This is a genomic window from Microbacterium sp. BWR-S6Y (assembly GCF_041379845.1).
GTDB lineage: Bacteria > Actinomycetota > Actinomycetes > Actinomycetales > Microbacteriaceae > Microbacterium > Microbacterium hydrothermale.
Genome location: NZ_JBFECV010000002.1, coordinates 557,857 through 574,547, shown reverse-complemented (window position 1 = coordinate 574,547; position 16,691 = coordinate 557,857). Strand labels below are relative to the sequence as shown.

The window sequence follows — 16,691 nt, the reverse complement described above, 5'->3', positions numbered from 1 at the left end:
ATCAGCGCGCGAAGTACCCGCGGTAGTACTCGTAGACCCAGCCGACGATCGCGACGACGAACACCGCGAAGCCGACGGGCACGAGCCAGCTGCCAACGGCGAGGCCGATCACGGCGATCGCCGCGGATGCCGCGAGCACGATGGGCCACCACGACCACGGGCTGAACTCGCCCATCTCGGGGTCACCGTCGTCGATGTCGGCCGTCAGGGTGTCTTCGGGGAGGTCACCGCGCTGCGCCTTGAGGACGCGACCGATGTAGAATGCGATCATCGACGACATGAGGCCGAGGAACGCGAGGGCCACGGTACCGACCCACTCGACACCGCCGTGCTGGAGCAGGCTCCACACCGTGTAGACGGCCGCGATGCCGAACGAGAACACCGCGATGATCCACCAGAGGTTGACGTTGGTACGCATGTCTTACTTGACCTCTCCGGCTGCGGCATCGACGACGGGCGTGTCGGGCGCGTCCTTGACCGGTCCCACACCGACCGGGATACCGGCCTCGGGGTGGTTGAGGTCGAACGCCGGACGCTCGCTGCGGATGCGCGGGATCGAGGTGAAGTTGTGACGCGGCGGCGGGCACGAGGTGGCCCACTCGAGCGACGCACCGTAGCCCCAGGGGTCGTCGACCGTGACGCGCGGCGCCTTGCGGGCGGTGATCCACACGTTCAGCAGGAAGGGGATCATCGACGCGCCGAGGATCATCGATCCCACGGTGGAGAGCTGGTTCTCCCACGTCCACCCGTCGGCCGCGGCGTAGTCCGCATAGCGGCGGACCATGCCGTCGACACCCAGCCAGTGCTGGATGAGGAAGGTCATGTGGAAGCCGATGAACAGCATCCAGAAGTGAACCATGCCGAGACGCTCGTTGAGCATCTTGCCCGTCCACTTCGGCCACCAGAAGTAGAAGCCGGCGAACATGGCGAACACGACCGTGCCGAAGACGACGTAGTGGAAGTGCGCGACCACGAAGTACGAGTCGGACAGGTGGAAGTCCAGGGGCGGCGACGCCAGGATGACGCCCGTCAGACCACCGAAGACGAAGGACACGAGGAAGCCCAGGGCGAAGACCATCGGCGTCTCGAACGTGACCGAACCGCGCCACAGGGTTCCGATCCAGTTGAAGATCTTCACGCCGGTCGGAACGGCGATGAGCATCGTCATCAGGGCGAAGAACGGCAGCAGCACACCGCCGGTGACGTACATGTGGTGCGCCCACACGGCCACCGACAGGGCGGCGATCGCGATGGTCGCGTACACGAGGGTCTTGTACCCGAAGATCGGCTTGCGGCTGAACACCGGGAAGATCTCCGAGACGATGCCGAAGAACGGCAGGGCGATGATGTACACCTCGGGGTGGCCGAAGAACCAGAACAGGTGCTGCCAGAGCAGGACGCCGCCGTTCTCGGGGCTGTAGATGTGCGCACCGAGCACGCGGTCGGCGGCGGCGGCGAAGATCGCCGCGGCGAGCACCGGGAACGCGAGGAGGATCAGGATGCTCGTGATCAGCGTGTTCCACGAGAAGATCGGCATGCGCCACATCGTCATACCGGGCGCACGCATGGTCAGGACCGTGGTGATGAAGTTCACGGCACCGAGGATCGTGCCGAAACCGCTGATGCCGAGACCGAGCATCCAGAGGTTTCCGCCTACGCCGGGCGAGAAGCTGGCGTTGGCGAGCGGCTGATACGCGAACCATCCGAAGCCGGCCGCACCCTGGGGGGTGAGGAAGCCGGAGACGGCGATGGTCGAGCCGAAGAGGAACAGCCAGAAGGCGAAGGCGTTCAGACGCGGGAACGCCACGTCGGGGGCGCCGATCTGCAGCGGCAGCAGCGCGTTCGCGAAGCCCGCGAACAGCGGGGTCGCGAACATGAGCAGCATGATCGTGCCGTGCATGGTGAACAGCTGGTTGTACTGCTCTTTGGTCGGGATGATCTGCATCCCGGGCTCGAACAGCTCGGCGCGGATGATGAGCGCCATGACACCACCGAGCATGAAGAAGATCACCGAGGCGATCAGGTACATGTATCCGATGGTCTTGTGGTCGGTGGAGGTGATCCACTTGACGACCAGGTTGCCCTTCTGCTCCACACGCGTGGTGCTGAGCAGTGCGGCTTGACGCGGCGGGAGAGTCGTCGGGCGCGAAGGGCCCGTCCCCTGGAGCGGAAGCGTCGTGGCCATGATCACTCGTTCCCTTCGACGCCGGTGGTCAGGTTCTGCAGACGCGACAGGTCGCTGATGTCGCCCACGTCGCCGGCACGGCGGAGGGACTCGAGGTAGTCGTTGTACTCGGTCTCGCTGACGACCTTGACGTTGAAGAGCATCGCGGAGTGGTACTCACCGCAGAGCTCCGCGCACTTGCCCTCGTAGGTGCCCTCACGGGTGGGCGTGAACGACCACTCGTTGTCGCGACCGATGTACATGTCTTTCTTGTAGAGGAAGTCGATGATCCAGAACGAGTGGATGACGTCGCGCGAGCGCAGGTCGATCTTGACCGTCTTGTTCACCGGCAGGTAGAGCGTCGGCACGTCCTGGAGGTCGTAGCCGTCGGACGTGGCCTTCGCCTGGACGCCCATCGAGTACACGGCGTCGGAGTTGTCTTCCTTCTGGCCGTTGTACTGGAAGTCCCACGCCCACTGCTTGCCGTAGGCGGTGATCGACACGTCGGGGTTGTCGTACTGCGTCTCGAGCGTGTTCTGGTCGCGCGCCGTGAAGGCGAAGAAACCGACGACGAGGATCAGCGGGACGATCGTGTAGAAGATCTCGACCGGCATGTTGTAGCGCAGCTGGACGGGAAGGCCCGACTGGCCTCGACGGCGGCGGTACGCGATGACCGACCACAGCATCAGTCCCCAGGTGATGACACCCACGGCGAGGAGGACGATCCACGAGTTGACCCACAGACCGGCGACCATGTCGGTGTGGTTCGTGGCAGGCGTACCGTCATCGACGAAGCCGGGCAGGAATCCGTGCAGCTGGGTCGTGGTGCAGCCCGAGAGGAGTGCGACGGACGCGATCCCGAGAGGGAGCGCGGCCCAGCGAAGGCGACGTTTGGAGGGCACAATGCACCTTTCCGGGTCGTGGATGAAGCTTTGACAGTCTACGGCAACCTCTCACCGTTCTCTGGCCATTCGTCCAGTGCCGAGACATCGGAAACCCCCGGGTTCCACGGTGCGATCCGTGGCCCCCGGGGGTCCGTGTCGTCGGCGTTCCGGGACGCCGACCGAGCTCAGTGGAAGCTGTCGCCGCAGGCGCAGGAGCCCTGCGCGTTGGGGTTGTCGATCGTGAAGCCCTGCTCCGAGATCGTGTCCTTGAAGTCGATGCTCGCGCCGTCGAGGTACGGCACGCTCATGTCGTCGACGATGACCTCGACGCCGTCGAAATCGACGACCTTGTCGCCGTCGAGGTAGCGCTCGTCGAAGTACAGCTGGTAGATGAGGCCGGAGCAGCCGCCGGGCTGGACGGCGACGCGCAGGCGCAGGTCGTCGCGACCCTCCTGCGACAGCAGGCTCTTCACCTTGTCGGAGGCGGCCGCGGTCAGGCCGACGCCGTGCTCGCGGGTCTCGGCGGATGTCGACAGTGTGGTGTCGGTCATGGCGATGCCCTTCGGGTTGATCGGTCGCGGGGACGAGACGAGTCTACGCCCGTCCCGCCCCGGCGGCCTCGATCAGACGGTGCGTTCGTTCAGCCGCGCCAGCAGCAGCGCCTCGGAGACCAGCGCGTTGCGGAACGTGTCGAGGTGCAGGGACTCGTTCGGGCTGTGTGCGCGCGCGTGGGGGTCTTCGACGCCGGTGACGAGGATCTGCGCGGTCGGGAACTCCCGCACGAGGTCGGAGATGAAGGGGATCGAGCCTCCGATGCCGACGTCGACCGACTCCACGCCGTATCCGTCGGCGAACGCCTGGCGCGCCTCCTCGACGGCCCATCCCCCGGTGTCGACGAGGAAGGAGTCGCCGCAGTCGACGTCGCTGAACTCCAGCTGCGCGCCGAAGGGCGCGTGCGCGCGGAGGTGCTCCTGCACCGCGGCGAAGGCCTCCTCGGCATCCTGGCCCGGGGCGACGCGCGCGCTGATGACGACGCTCGTCTGCGGCGCCAGGGTGTTGGACGCGGCCTCGACCGGGGTGGCATCCCAGCCGGTGATGGTGATGGAGGGCTTGTTCCAGATGCGGCTGAGGATCGAGTCGCGCCCGATCGGGCTGACGCCCTCGAGCAGGCCGGACTCCGCGCGCAGCGTCGCCTCGTCGTAGGCCGGCGTCTCGGCGTCGCGCGTGGCGAGGCCCTCGACGGCGACGGCTCCGTCGTCGTCCCACAGGGTCGCGAGCAGCTTGACGGTGGCGAGCATCGCGTCGGGGACGGCGCCGCCCATCATGCCGGAGTGCGAGGCGTGCTCGAGCGTGCGCACGGTGAGCGTGAAGCGCGCGTTCCCGCGCAGCGACACGGTCAGGCCCGGCGTGCGCTCGTCCCAGTTGCCGGAGTCGGCGACGACGATGACGTCGGAGCGAAGCGCGTCGGCGTTGTCGGCGAGGAACTGGCCGAACGAGCGCGATCCATACTCCTCCTCGCCCTCGATGAAGACGGCGATGCCGAGGTCGAGATCGTCTCCGAGCACCTCGGCGACGGCGCGGACGGCACCCACGTGCGCCATGACCCCGGCCTTGTCGTCAGCGGCGCCGCGCCCGTAGAGGCGACCGTCGCGCAGCGTGGGCTCGAAGGGCGGGGAGTCCCACAGCGCCTCGTCGCCCGGGGGCTGCACGTCGTGGTGCGCGTACAGCAGCACGGTGGGACGGCCGTTGCGCGCGGCACGCGAGGCCAGGACGGCGGGCTGCCCCATCTCGTCGGTACCGGGGATCGCCGCGCGCGTGACCGCGACGGAATCGAAGACGCCGGTCCCCTCGAGGAGGGCGGCGACCGCGTCGGCGCTGCGGACGAGGGCCGTCTGGTCGAAGGCCGGCCAGGCGATGGACGGGATGCGGACGAGGGAGCCGAGATCGGCCAGGGCGGCGGGGATGCCGGCGTCGGCTGCTTTTTGCACAGCCTCCTGCCGGGACAGGTCGAGGGTCATGCGGGTAATCTTAAGTCTCCCGACCAGCGAATCACCGAGGTTTCCCGTGGCCAAGTCCCCCGCCCCCGCCCCCAACGACACCCCCGTCGACTCGACGGCGCTCGGATCGGGCAAGGGCCGCGCGACGCCCTCGCGCGCCGAACAGGAGGCCGCACGCAAGCGGCCCCTCGTGCCCGACACCAAGGAGGCGAAGGCCCGCGCCCGCGCCGAGCTCGCCGCACAGCGCGAGAAGGCCCGCATCGGCATGGCCGCCGGAGAAGAGCGCTACCTGCCGGTGCGCGACCGCGGACCGCAGCGTCGTTTCGCGCGCGACTTCGTCGACGCCGGCTGGCACCTGGGCGAGGGCGTCATGCCCTTCATGGTGCTCGTGATCGTCGCGACGCTCATCCCCGTGCAGTTCTTCCAGTACTGGTCGTTCGTCGCGCTGTGGATCTTCATCCTCTTCGTCGTGGGCGACATGATCATCACCTCCATCCGCGTCAAGCGCGCCGCGAAGGAGAAGTTCGGCGAGAGCCGCCTCGAGAAGGGACTCGGCTGGTACGCGGCCATGCGCACCGTGCAGATGCGCTTCATGCGCCTGCCGAAGGCGCAGGTCAAGCGCGGTCAGTACCCCGCCTGATCATCGGCTTCACGACAACGGCGCACCGCATCACGCGGTGCGCCGTTCGCGTTCCCCCGGGCGGGGTCGGCGCGCGTCGCGAGCGGCAACGGCGCACCACCTCACGCGGTGCGCCGTTCGCGTTTCCCCGGGCGGGGTCGGCGCACATCGGCGAGCGGCGCCGGGGTGCGGCATCCGCACCGGAGCGAGGTGACCGGGAGGGTCAGCTCGCGCGGGCGAGACCCCGGTTGATCTGACGCGCCCACAGCGGACCGCGGTACAGGAACGCGGTGTACCCCTGCACGAGCGTGGCGCCCGCGGAGAGGCGCTCGCGCACGTCGTCGGCGGTGTCCACTCCCCCGGCGGAGATCACCACGAACGCGGACGGGACGACCTCGCGCACCAGACGCAGCACATCGAGCGCCCGCTTCTTCAGCGGCGCTCCGGAGAGGCCACCCGCTCCCGCGGCCTCGACCGTGGCGGCATCCGTTTCGAGATCCGTCCGGGCGATGGTGGTGTTGGTCGCGATGATGCCGGCGAGTCCCGCATCGACCGCGAGACGGGCGATGTCGCGCACCTCGTCGTCGTCGAGGTCGGGGGCGATCTTGACCAGCAGAGGCGTGCGCCCGGCGGCGTCTCGCACGGCGGTGAGGAGTGGCCGGAGCGTCTCGACGGCCTGCAGACCGCGGAGCCCGGGCGTGTTCGGCGACGAGACGTTGACGACGAGGTAGTCGGCGAGGGGCGCGAGCAGGCGCGCGCTGCGCACGTAGTCGGTGGTGGCGTCCTCGACCGCGACGACGCGGCTCTTCCCGATGTTCACCCCGATGATCGGACGCCGACGGGCACGGCGCAGACGGCGCAGGCGGGCTGCCGCGGCGGCCGCCCCGTCGTTGTTGAAGCCCATGCGGTTGATCACGGCGCGATCCGCGATCAGACGGAACAGGCGCGGCTTCGGATTGCCCGGCTGGGGCAGCGCGGTGACCGTTCCGACCTCGACGTGGCCGAAGCCGAGCGCGCCGAGGCCCCGGCCCATCGTGACGTTCTTGTCGAAGCCCGCGGCGACGCCGAACGGCGACGCGAAGGTCAGTCCGAGAGCGTCGACGCGCTGATCCGCGCGCGGCGCGGTGAATCGACGGACCACGGATGCCACGGGCTCGACCCCGGCGCCACGGATGACGAGCGCGCCCAGGTGGTGGGCGAACTCGGGGTCGAGGCGCGAGAGGACCGTGCGGAAGAGAAGGGGATACATCCCCGCCAGGCTACTGGACCGCGTCGCGGTCGTCGTGCGCGGGGCGGGCGGCGTGATCGGCCCGCAGCTGGGCGATCGCGGAGTCGAAGTCGTCGAGGGAGTCGAACGCCTGGTAGACGCTCGCGAAGCGCAGATAGGCCACCTCGTCGAGCTCGCGCAGCGGCCCGAGGATCGACAGGCCGATCTCGTTCGCCTCGATCTGGGAGGAGCCCGTCTGCCGGATGGCCTCTTCGACCTGCTGCGCGAGCACCGCGAGATCGGCATCGGTCACCGGTCGGCCCTGGCAGGCCTTGCGGACGCCCGACATGACCTTCTCGCGGCTGAAGGGCTCCACCACTCCCGACCGCTTGATCACGTTGAGACTCGCGGTCTCGACCGTCGAGAACCGGCCCCCGCACTTCGGGCACTGGCGCCGACGGCGGATGCTGAGTCCGTCGTCGCTCGTGCGCGAGTCGATGACGCGGGAGTCGGGGTTGCGGCAGAACGGGCAGTGCATCGGTTCTCCCTCAGTCGTCGAACCGCGCGGTCACGGCCTCGCCGTGCGCGGGCAGGGCCTCGGCGTCGGCGAGGGTCACGATCGCGTCGCGCACGACCGACAGCGCCGCCCGGTCGTACTCGACCACCTGCTGCGGGCGCAGGAACGTCGCGGCGGACAGACCCGCGCTGTACCGCGCCTGTCCCCCGGTCGGCAGGACGTGGTTGCTTCCGGCGAGGTAGTCGCCGAGGCTCACCGGGGTGTACGGGCCCACGAACACGGCCCCCGCGTTGACGAAGTCCTCCGGTCGCGGATCGGCCAGGTGCAGCTCGAGGTGCTCGGGGGCGTAGGCGTTGCTGAACGCGGTCGCCTGCGCGATGTCGTCGACGAGCACGACGGCCGACTGCGGCCCGTGGAACGCCGCCGTGACGCGCTCGGTGTGCCGGGTCGCGGCGACGCGCGCCGGGAGCGCATCGCGGACCGCGTCGGCCAGCGCCGGTGAGTCGGTCACGAGCACGGCCGAGGCCTGCTCGTCGTGCTCGGCCTGGCTGACGAGGTCGGCGGCCACGAGGTTCGGCACCGCGGTGTCGTCGGCGACGACGAGGATCTCGGTGGCGCCGGCTTCGGAGTCGGTGCCGACGCGCCCCGCGACCGCGCGCTTGGCGGAGGCGACGAAGTTGTTGCCCGGACCCGTGACGACGTCGACGGGGTCGAGTCCGATCTCGGCCACCCCGTGAGCGAAAGCCCCGATCGCGCCCGCTCCCCCCATCGCGTAGACCTCGGTCACGCCGAGAAGACGCGCCGCGGCGAGGATCACGGGGTGGACGCGCCCGCCGAACTCGGCCTGCGGGGGCGAGGCGAGCGCGACTTCGCGGACGCCGGCGACCTGAGCCGGCACGGCGTTCATCACGACGCTGGACGGGTAGACGGCCTTGCCGCCGGGAACGTAGAGGCCCACGCGACGCACGGGCTGCCACCGCTGCGTCACCCGCGCGCCCTCGCCGAGCTCGGTGACGACGGGGGCGGGCACCTGGGCCGCGGATGCCGTTCGCACGCGCGAGATCGCCGCGTCGAGCGCGGCGCGAATCGAGGGGTCGAGATCGCGAAGCGCCTCGTCGAGGTGGTCGGCGGGAACGCGGATGGCGTGGTCGGTCACGCGGTCGAAACGAGCCGCCTGCTCGCGGAGTGCCTCTTCGCCCCGATGGGCCACGTCGGCGACCAGTCGGGCGGCGGTGGCGAGGGCCTCGTCGCGCGCGGCGTCGGCGCGCGGGACGACGGCGAGCAGCTCGGCCGGCGAGAGCACGCGGCCGCGGAGATCGATCGTGCGGAGCATGCGTCCAGGCTACCGGCCGCTCAGCGACGCCCCGGCGCGTTCGCTCGGGCTCGCAGCCTGTGCTCAGCCGCCGCGGGAGGGGCCGAGGGGCGGGCGCGACGACGCGACGGGGCGGGAGCGGGTACGGCCGGTGATCGGCGGCCCGACGACCGCGAGCAGGCGCGGTAGAGGACGGGCGGCCCGATTCGCACGCCGGGGGGGGGGGGGCGACCACGGGGCGGGAGGCCGTCGGACCTCCCGCCCCGTCCGCGCGTCAGCCGCGGGTGACTCCGGAGACGTCGTGCAGATAGCCGATGCGACCGTCGTCGTGGCGGACGACGAAGGTCTCTCCGCGGTCTTCGATCACGAGCGCCCAGGCCGTCGGGCCGATGCGGAAGATCGGCGTGCCGTAGTCGTCGACGATCTCGCGCTCCTCCGGAGCGAGTGCCCAGAACGCCTGCGCGTGGGCGTGATCGTGATGGTCGTGGGCTCCGTGGTCGTGAGCCCCGTGGTCGTGCAGGTCGTCGCCGTGGCGGCCATGCTCTGCGGCGGCGTCGTCACGACCCGCCGTGGAGCCCGATCCGAGGTGCGGCTGGGCACCGGTGTCGGCGTGGAGCGGAGCGAAGATGTCGGTCGCCGTGTCGTCGCCGCGCTGGGCCGGCAGCACCGTGGTCGCAGGGGCGGATCCGTCGTGCGGGAGATCGGTCGAGCCGGTGTAACTGCCCGGCGTGGGCGCGTCGGCGTCGATGGCGCTCGCGTCGGAGACCGAGGCGGGGCGGGGGGCGCGAGGGGTGCGCGGACGCGGGACGACCGGACGGATCGGACGCGCGTTGCGGTGGGCGGGGATCTCTTCGCGGTCGCGGAAGTCGGCCGAGAACGGAGGGACGATCGGCGCGAACACCGTGAGGACGACGCCCGCCAGCAGGACGACGGTCTCGACCCAGATGACCCAGGAGCGGGTCCAGATGCCGGTCTGATCGAAGACGGCGACGGTGTCCCACACCCACGACAGCCACACCAGCGCGGACACCGAGAAGGCCACCGAGGCGAACTGGTCGATCCCGAGCGATCCGACGCGACGGATGCCCTGCGGGGAGAGCCGGCGGAGCACGATCAGGCCCATCGCCGCGGTGGGCAGGGCGACCGCGGGGATCCACCACAGGCCCGAGAGCCAGACGTTGCCTCCGCCGACGAGCACGCCCGACGGGGAGTCGAGGATGTTGGTGCGGAAGAACGAGACGAAGAAGGCGACGATCCAGACGCCCAGGAGGGCGACCTCGCGCACCGAGAAGGGGCCGACGCCGTACGCCGGTCCGGAGGCGCGGCCGGAGGCCGGCGCGACGGTGTGCGCCTCGTGCGGGGCGTCGTGCGGCGGTTCGGCCTCGGGCTTCGGCGGGACGACGGGTGCATCTGCATCGTGCGCCGAGGGGGCGCCGGCCTTGGCGGCGTGCTCGGACGCCGTCGCGTCGTCGCGCGAGGTGGCGGCATCGGCCGTCGGGGCGATCTGGTCGTGGTCGTGGACGCGGTCGTCGACGTGGGCGCGGTCGGGGTCGGCCGCGTCGTGGGGGTACTGATCGTTCACGGGGGTCCTTTCACCCAGGGCGCCGGAGCGCCCGGTCATCGTAACCGGCGGGTCTTCAGCATCCGCTGGGGTTGTCTCAGGGATCGGCGGGGCGTCCGCCGATCGGATCAGCCCAGGCAGTTGGGGCCGAGCAGACCCTTGAGCTCGCCGAACAGGTCGGCCGTCACGCGCACCGGCATCGGCACCTCGAACACCTTGGCCGTTCCCCCCTTGTGGAGCTTCAGCAGCACCTCTGTCGAACCGGAGTGCCGACGGAGCATCTGCGCCAGCTCGCCGACGAGGGCCTCGTTGGCGCGCTGTTCGGGCACGACCAGGGTGAGACCGCCCGACTCGTCGAGCCCCTCGAGATCGGGGGCGAACGCGCTCTGCGCGTGCAGGTTCAGACCGTCGTCGCGACGGGAGACCCGACCGCGCACCACGAGGATCGAATCGGCCTGCAGCACCGGGGCGAACTCGGCGTAGGTCTTGCCCATGAACATCACGGTCACCTCGCCGTTGAAGTCCTCGACGGTGACCATGCCGTACGGGTTTCCGCTCTGCTTCGCCACGCGGTGCTGGACGCTCGTCAGGAGGCCGGCCACCGTCACCTGGTCGCCGTCCTGCACGTCTTCCGACGCCAGGAGGTCGTGGATCGAGGTCGACGCGTGCTTGGCGAGCGGCACCTCGAGACCCGCGAGGGGATGATCGGACACGTAGAGCCCGAGCATCTCGCGCTCGAAGGCGAGCTTTTCCTTCTTCGTCCACTCGGGCCGCTCGGGCACCTTCACGACCTGCTGGGGCTCGTCCCAGAGGGAGTCGAAGTCGAACCCCACCTCGCCGTTCGCCTCGCGCCGCTTGTCGAGCACCGCGCCCTCGCACGCGTCCTCGTGCACCTCGACGAGCGCACGCCTGGTCGAGCCCAGCGAATCGAACGCGCCCGCCTTGATCAGCGATTCGACGGTGCGCTTGTTCGCCACGTGCATCGGCACCTTGGACAGGAAGTCATGGAACGACGTGTACTTGGCATCCTGACGGGCCGCGACGATGCCGTCGACGACGTTCGTGCCGACGTTGCGGACGGCGCCCAGGCCGAAGCGGATGTCTTCGCCGACGGCGGCGAAGAAGCGGATCGACTCGTTGACGTCGGGCGGGAGCACCCTGATGCCCATGCGACGGCACTCGTTGAGATACACCGCCATCTTGTCTTTCGAGTCGCCGACGCTCGTGAGCAGGGCCGCCATGTACTCGGCGGGATAGTGCGCCTTGAGGTACGCCGTCCAGTAGGACACGAGCCCGTAGGCGGCGGTGTGCGCTTTGTTGAAGGCGTAGTCGGCGAACGACTCGAGCACCTTCCACAGCGTCTGCTGCGCGACGTCGCCGAAGCCGCGCTCGGTCATGCCGCCGAAGAAGATCTCTTTCTGCTTGTCGAGCTCGCTCTTCTTCTTCTTGCCCATCGCGCGACGCAGCAGGTCGGCCTGTCCGAGCGTGTACCCGGCGACCCGCTGGGCCACCGCCATCACCTGCTCCTGGTAGACGATGAGGCCATAGGTGGTGTCGAGGATGTCGGCGAGGGGCTCTTCGAGCTCGGGATGGATCGGCTCGATCTCTTGCTGCTTGTTCTTGCGCAGCGCGTAGTTGATGTGCGAGTTCACGCCCATCGGGCCGGGGCGGTACAGCGCGAGCACGGCCGAGATGTCTTCGAAGTTGTCGGGACGCATCAGGCGAAGCAGCGAACGCATGGGACCGCCGTCGAGCTGGAACACGCCGAGGGTGTCACCCCGAGCGAGCAGTTCGTAGGATGCCGCGTCGTCGAGCGCGAGGTCTTCGAGCACGAGCGGGTGGCCGCGGTTGGCCTCGATGTTGTCGAGGGCGTCGTTGATGATCGTGAGGTTGCGCAACCCCAGGAAGTCCATCTTGATCAGGCCGAGCGACTCGCACGCGGGATAGTCGAACTGCGTGACGATCTGGCCGTCCTGCTCGCGGCGCATGATCGGGATGATGTCGATCAGCGGCTCGCTCGACATGATCACGCCGGCCGCGTGCACGCCCCACTGGCGCTTGAGGTTCTCGAGCCCCAGAGCCGTGTCGAACACGGTCTTCGCCTCGGCGTCGGTCTCGATGAGCGTGCGGAACTCGCTCGCCTCTTTGTAGCGGGGGTGCTCGGGGTTGAACATGCCGTCGAGCGGCATGTCTTTCCCCATCACCGCCGGCGGCATGGCCTTGGTGAGCTTGTCGCCCATGCTGAAGGGGAAGCCCAGCACGCGCCCGGCGTCTTTGAGCGCCTGCTTCGCCTTGATGGTGCCGTAGGTGACGATCTGCGCCACGCGCTCGTCGCCGTACTTCTCGGTGACGTACTGGATGACCTCGCCGCGGCGCCGGTCGTCGAAGTCGACGTCGAAGTCGGGCATCGAGACGCGGTCGGGGTTGAGGAACCGCTCGAAGATGAGCCCGTGCTGGAGCGGATCGAGATCGGTGATCTTCATCGCGTACGCGACCATCGAACCTGCCCCCGAGCCACGGCCGGGACCGACACGGATGCCGTTGTTCTTGGCCCAGTTGATGAAGTCGGCGACCACGAGGAAGTACCCCGGGAAGCCCATCTGCAGGATGACGTCGGTCTCGTACTCGGCCTGTTTGCGGACCGCATCGGGGATGCCGCCGGGATAGCGGTCGTGGAGGCCGTTCTCGACCTCTTTGATCATCCAGCTGCCCTCGGTCTCGCCGTCGGGGACCGGGAAGCGCGGCATGTAGTTGGCCGAGGTGTCGAAGGCGACCTCGCACCGCTCGGCGATGAGCAGGGTGTTGTCGCACGCCTCGGGATTGTCGCGGAACACCTGGCGCATCTCGGCGGCCGACTTGACGTAGTACCCGTCGCCGTCGAACTTGAAGCGCTTGGGATCGTCGAGCGTCGAACCGGACTGCACGCACAGCAGCGCCGCGTGGCTCGTCGCATCGTGCTGGTGGGTGTAGTGCAGGTCGTTCGTACCCACCAGGGGGATGTCGAGCTCTTTGGCGATCTTGAGCAGGTCGCCCATGATGCGCCGCTCGATCGAGAGGCCGTGGTCCATGATCTCGGCGAAGTAGTTGTCTTTGCCGAAGATGTCCTGGAACTCCGCCGCCGCGGCCTTCGCCGCGTCGTACTGGCCCAGGCGCAGGCGCGTCTGCACCTCGCCAGAAGGGCAGCCGGTCGTGGCGATGAGTCCCTTGCTGTACGTCTGCAGGAGCTCGCGGTCCATGCGCGGCTTGAAGTAGTAGCCCTCCATGCTCGCGCGAGACGAGAGCCGGAAGAGGTTGTGCATGCCCTCGGTGGTCTCGGAGAGCAGCGTCATGTGCGTGTACGCACCCGAACCGGAGACGTCGTCGCTCTGCTGCTCGGGCGTGCCCCATCGCACGCGGGACTTGTCGGAGCGGTGGGTGCCGGGGGTGACGTAGGCCTCGATGCCGATGATCGGCTTGATGCCGGCATCTTTCGCGGTCTTGTAGAACTCGTACGCCGCGAAGGTGTTGCCGTGGTCGGTCACGGCGATCGCGGGCATGCCCTGTTTGACGGCCTCTTGGACCATCGGGCCGATGCGCGCCGCGCCGTCGAGCATCGAGTACTCGCTGTGCACGTGAAGGTGAACGAAGGAGTCTGCTGCCACGTGTCGAGTCTACGTTCGGCCTCCGACATCGGCCGTGGATGTTCGGGGCGGACGCCCAGCCGACCGCTCCCTCCCGGGCGCGTCACCGCGAGCGGGCGCAGCGGTCGTTGCGACCGACCGCGGCGCGGGCGGCGGCCGCGTCAGATGCCGTCGCCGAGGATCTCCAGCGCCCGCGCGAGATCGGCCGGATAGGGCGAGGCGAACTCCACCCACTCCCCCGTTCCGGGATGGGTGAACGCCAGACGATGAGCGTGCAGCCACTGCCGCGTGAGCCCCAGACGCGCCGAGAGCGTCGGATCGGCCCCGTAGAGCGGATCACCGGCGCACGGGTGGCGGTGGGCCGCCATGTGCACGCGGATCTGATGCGTGCGTCCGGTCTCGAGGTGGATCTCGAGCAGAGACGCCCGGGGGAAGGCCTCGAGGGTCTCGTAATGGGTGACCGAGTCCTTGCCGTCGGGGGTGACGGCGAACTTCCACGAGTGGTGCGGGTGACGGCCGATGGGCGCGTCGATGGTCCCCGCGAGCGGATCCGGGTGCCCTTGCACGACGGCGTGGTAGATCTTCTCGACCTCGCGCTCCTTGAACGCGCTCTTGAGCAGCGTGTAGGCCCGTTCGGTCTTCGCGACGACCATGAGCCCGCTCGTCCCGGCGTCGAGGCGGTGGACCACACCGCGCCGTTCGGCCGGACCGCTCGTGGAGATGCGGAACCCCGCGGCCGCGAGGGCCCCGAGCACGGTCGGCCCCTCCCATCCGAGCGAGGGGTGCGCGGCGACGCCCGCCGGCTTGTCGACGACGACGATGTCATCGTCGTCGTAGGCGATGCCGAGGTCGGGCACGGCGACGGGCACGATCTCGGGCTCGCGCTTGGGCTCCCACTCCACGCTGAGCCACGACCCCGCGCGGAGGCGGTCGGAGCGCCCGACCGTGCGACCGTCGACGCTCACTCCCCCGGCGTCGGCGACCTCGGCGGCGAAGGTGCGGGAGAACCCCAGCATCTTCGCCAGCGCCTGGTCGATGCGCGTTCCGTCGAGCCCGTCGGGGACGGGGAGACTGCGGGACTCCATGTCAGCGGACGCCCGGCTCGCCGGAGGGTTCGACACCGTCACCGGCGTCGCCCTCGGCGCGGACTCGGGTCGAGGCCTCGGCCGATGCCCCGCCGGACGCCTGCGCCTCGGCCGCCTGCGCGTCGGCCGCCCGGGACGCGCGCGTCTCCCGTGTGCCGTCGAGACGGAGCCCGAACAGCACCAGCAGGGCGACGGAGATCATCATCGAGACGATGAAGACGTCGGCCACGTTGTAGATCGCCGGCATCATCCACGGCGTCGAGATGAAGTCGACGACGTGGCCCACCGGGAAGCCCGGCTCGCGCAGGAGACGGTCGGTGAGGTTGCCGAGCACGCCCCCCAGCAGCAGGCCCAGGACGACGGCCCACAGCCGCGAACGCACGCGGCGCACGGCGAGGAAGACGATGACGACCGCGACGACCGCCAGAGCGATCGTGAACAGCCACGTGACCCCTTCGCCGAGCGAGAACGCGGCGCCGGGGTTACGGACGAGATAGAACTGCAGGACGTCGCCGAAGACCGGGACCACGCGCTCCGGGGGGAGGGCGTCGATGGCTGCGGTCTTCGCCAACTGGTCGGCGGCCAGCACCAGCACCGCGAGGATCGCGATGACGATGCCGGCCGCCGCCGGTCGCAGAGGATTTCGACTGCGCAAAGAGTCTGTCGACTTACAGACCGATCGCCGACACGGGCGTGGAGCCCGACGACGACGCAGTGGTGTCGAGGTCGCGGAGCTGACCCTCGATGTACGAACGCAGCTGCGAGCGGTAGTCGCGCTCGAAGTTGCGCAGCTCGGTGATGCGGCCCTCGAGGGTGACGCGCTCCTTCTCGAGGCGGGCGCGCTCTTCGCGGCCCTTCTGCTCGGCCTCGGCGACGATGGATGCCGCCTGCGCCTGCGCCTCGCCGATGAGCTGGTCGCGCTGGGCCTTGCCCTCGGCGACGTGCTCGTCGTGCAGACGCTGGGCGAGCTCGATGATGCCGGCGCTCTGGGCGGCGGGCTCGGCGTCGGTCGACACCGCGGCGGGAGCCGGAGCGGGGGTCTCGACGGGAGCGGGCTCTTCGGCCTTGGGCTCTTCGGCGACGGGCGCCGCGACCGTGGCGGGAGCCGCCTCGCCGGACTCGAACGCGGCGAGCTTGGACTTCAGCTCCTCGTTCTCGGCGATGGTCTTGCGCCACTCGACGACGATCTCGTCGAGGAAGTCGTCGACCTCGTCGGGGTCGAAGCCCTCCTTGAAGCGCACGTGCTGGAACTGCTTGGTGACGACGTCATCGGGGGTCAGTGCCATGGTGTTTCCTCTTTCGAGAGCTCTGATTCGGAACTGTTGGGGGTGTCGCACCGGGGCGTACCGCTTCGGAACAGCATAGCCGCCGCCCTCCGTCAGTGTCGAAGGGCACTGTCAGGGGGCGGCGGCGGGAGGTCACGCGGCCGCGAGGGACCGCGTCACGCTCAGCAGCAGGAAGCAGACGAACATGACGATCGCGAATCCGAAATCGATCGCGATCCCCCCGATGCGCAGGGGAGGGATGATGCGGCGGACCAGCTTGATGGGCGGGTCCGTCACGGTGTAGACGATCTCAGCCAGCACGAGAGTGGCACCGCGGGGGCGCCATTCGCGGTTGAACATCGGGATGTACTCGAGCACGAGGCGCGCGAGCAGCAGCACGATGTAGATGAACAGCAGCGCGCTGAGGATGGAGCCGACCAGGCTCAGGACGGCCACGATC

At 69.4% G+C, this 16,691-nt stretch carries 15 protein-coding genes; 1 reads left to right on the top strand and 14 read right to left on the bottom strand.

Annotated features, from left to right (window positions below; genetic code table 11):
* Position 1 precedes the first annotated feature (1 nt).
* The 5 genes from AB1K56_RS06645 to AB1K56_RS06625 form a co-directional block, all read right to left on the bottom strand.
* Positions 2-418 (bottom strand): cytochrome c oxidase subunit 4, encoded by a 417-nt coding sequence (locus tag AB1K56_RS06645; protein ID WP_076674925.1) that lies wholly within the window; start codon positions 416-418, stop codon positions 2-4.
* A 3-nt stretch (positions 419-421) separates the two neighbouring features.
* The gene (ctaD, locus tag AB1K56_RS06640) at positions 422-2,185 is read right to left on the bottom strand and encodes a cytochrome c oxidase subunit I (RefSeq protein WP_136587722.1); all 1,764 of its coding nucleotides are present in this window, start codon (positions 2,183-2,185) and stop codon (positions 422-424) included.
* Positions 2,186-2,187: 2 nt separating this feature from the next.
* Entirely contained in the window at positions 2,188-3,066 is an 879-nt protein-coding gene (coxB, locus tag AB1K56_RS06635; RefSeq protein ID WP_136587723.1) for a cytochrome c oxidase subunit II, read from the bottom strand.
* Positions 3,067-3,233: 167 nt separating this feature from the next.
* Entirely contained in the window at positions 3,234-3,599 is a 366-nt protein-coding gene (gene erpA / locus AB1K56_RS06630; RefSeq protein ID WP_136587724.1) for an iron-sulfur cluster insertion protein ErpA, read from the bottom strand.
* Between the two features lie 72 nt (positions 3,600-3,671).
* A complete protein-coding gene (locus AB1K56_RS06625) occupies positions 3,672-5,066 on the bottom strand; it encodes a dipeptidase (protein WP_371205001.1) in 1,395 nt (464 codons plus the stop codon).
* A gap of 46 nt (positions 5,067-5,112) precedes the next feature.
* Between AB1K56_RS06625 and AB1K56_RS06620 the strand changes: the two genes are divergently transcribed.
* On the top strand, positions 5,113-5,685 hold the full coding sequence (locus tag AB1K56_RS06620) for a DUF3043 domain-containing protein (protein ID WP_136587726.1): 573 nt from the start codon (positions 5,113-5,115) through the stop codon (positions 5,683-5,685).
* Positions 5,686-5,887: 202 nt separating this feature from the next.
* Here AB1K56_RS06620 and AB1K56_RS06615 read toward each other — a convergent pair whose 3' ends face one another.
* From AB1K56_RS06615 to AB1K56_RS06575, 9 genes are all read right to left on the bottom strand, one after another.
* Positions 5,888-6,913, bottom strand: coding sequence for a quinone-dependent dihydroorotate dehydrogenase (locus AB1K56_RS06615; protein ID WP_371205000.1), 1,026 nt, complete (start codon positions 6,911-6,913; stop codon positions 5,888-5,890).
* Between the two features lie 10 nt (positions 6,914-6,923).
* A complete protein-coding gene (gene nrdR, locus AB1K56_RS06610) occupies positions 6,924-7,409 on the bottom strand; it encodes a transcriptional regulator NrdR (RefSeq protein WP_136587728.1) in 486 nt (161 codons plus the stop codon).
* Positions 7,410-7,419: 10 nt separating this feature from the next.
* On the bottom strand, positions 7,420-8,721 hold the full coding sequence (gene hisD, locus AB1K56_RS06605; RefSeq protein ID WP_371204999.1) for a histidinol dehydrogenase: 1,302 nt from the start codon (positions 8,719-8,721) through the stop codon (positions 7,420-7,422).
* A gap of 253 nt (positions 8,722-8,974) precedes the next feature.
* Positions 8,975-10,282: a hypothetical protein gene (locus tag AB1K56_RS06600; RefSeq protein WP_371204998.1), complete on the bottom strand. Its 1,308-nt coding sequence runs from the start codon at positions 10,280-10,282 to the stop codon at positions 8,975-8,977.
* Positions 10,283-10,389: 107 nt separating this feature from the next.
* Positions 10,390-13,854, bottom strand: coding sequence for a DNA polymerase III subunit alpha (gene dnaE, locus AB1K56_RS06595; RefSeq protein WP_371205066.1), 3,465 nt, complete (start codon positions 13,852-13,854; stop codon positions 10,390-10,392).
* A gap of 188 nt (positions 13,855-14,042) precedes the next feature.
* Positions 14,043-14,966: an RluA family pseudouridine synthase gene (locus AB1K56_RS06590; RefSeq protein WP_136587731.1), complete on the bottom strand. Its 924-nt coding sequence runs from the start codon at positions 14,964-14,966 to the stop codon at positions 14,043-14,045.
* A gap of 1 nt (position 14,967) precedes the next feature.
* Positions 14,968-15,621 (bottom strand): signal peptidase II, encoded by a 654-nt coding sequence (gene lspA / locus AB1K56_RS06585; RefSeq protein ID WP_371204997.1) that lies wholly within the window; start codon positions 15,619-15,621, stop codon positions 14,968-14,970.
* Between the two features lie 13 nt (positions 15,622-15,634).
* Complete coding sequence (locus AB1K56_RS06580) at positions 15,635-16,252, bottom strand: DivIVA domain-containing protein (RefSeq protein WP_371204996.1); 618 nt, start codon at positions 16,250-16,252, stop codon at positions 15,635-15,637.
* A 132-nt stretch (positions 16,253-16,384) separates the two neighbouring features.
* The gene (locus tag AB1K56_RS06575) at positions 16,385-16,687 is read right to left on the bottom strand and encodes a YggT family protein (protein ID WP_136587734.1); all 303 of its coding nucleotides are present in this window, start codon (positions 16,685-16,687) and stop codon (positions 16,385-16,387) included.
* Positions 16,688-16,691: the final 4 nt, after the last annotated feature.